This window comes from Mesorhizobium sp. WSM4810 (genome assembly GCF_055811235.1).
Map to the genome: position 1 here is coordinate 1 of NZ_JBVVQV010000086.1, position 824 is coordinate 824.

An 824-nucleotide genomic window follows, 5' to 3' on the forward strand; every position below is an offset into this window, starting at 1 on the left:
TTCGCGCCGCTTCAGCTGACGGGAAATTTCTTCGGCTTTCTGTTGGCGCACACCATGCTGACCGTTCCCTATGTAGTCATTGCCGTCTCGGCATCGCTGCAGCGCTTCGATCCCATTCTCGAGATGGCTGCCCTTAATTGTGGGGCCGGGCGCGGCCGCGCCTTCTTCGAGATCGTCCTGCCACAAATCACCCCTGGCGTGATCACCGGCGCGGTTTTCGCCTTCGTCTCCTCGTTCGATGAGGCGACCGTGGCCTTCTTCATCTCCGGCATCGAGGGGAAGACGATAACCAGGAAGCTGTTCGAGGATATCGACTTCAATCTCACTCCGGTCATCGCCGTCGTCTCCACGATTATCGTCGCCATCTCGATCCTGCTGATGGGCGCGATACGCATCGCGCGGGAGAGAGCGAAAACCCGGCCGGCTTCGCGGGAATTCCAACGTCGTTTCGACCGCTGTTCAGGAATTAAGGTCCACATGGGTTGTACGAGAGCTATTAAGGAAGGGGTCGGGAGGGTACGTGCCTGTTGCACGACATTTTTCTTCGAGAACACCAGATTCCGTCTTCCAGCGGCGAGCGGGCATTCACGAAATCTCCTGATCGGCCTGTTCGGACTTGGGGCACTCTCATTGGCTGCATACTTCGCCCCTGCAGCGCGGGAGGGCCGCGAACTCATCTTGGCCTCCAGCGGCGGCAGCTACGATAAAATTGTTCGAGAGGTCTGGCTCGACCCATTTGAGAGAGCCACCGGCATCAAGGTTATCCTGGCTCCGTCGACAAACAGTTCCGAACGGCGTGCCCATGTGGAGGCCATGATCAAATC

1 pseudogene is annotated in these 824 nt (G+C 58.3%); it reads left to right on the forward strand.

Annotation, left to right across the window (positions count from 1 at the left end):
* Positions 1-414 (forward strand): annotated as a pseudogene (locus tag AC0L3O_RS35400) (ABC transporter permease); the annotation flags it as partial.
* Between the last annotated feature and the right edge of the window lie 410 nt (positions 415-824).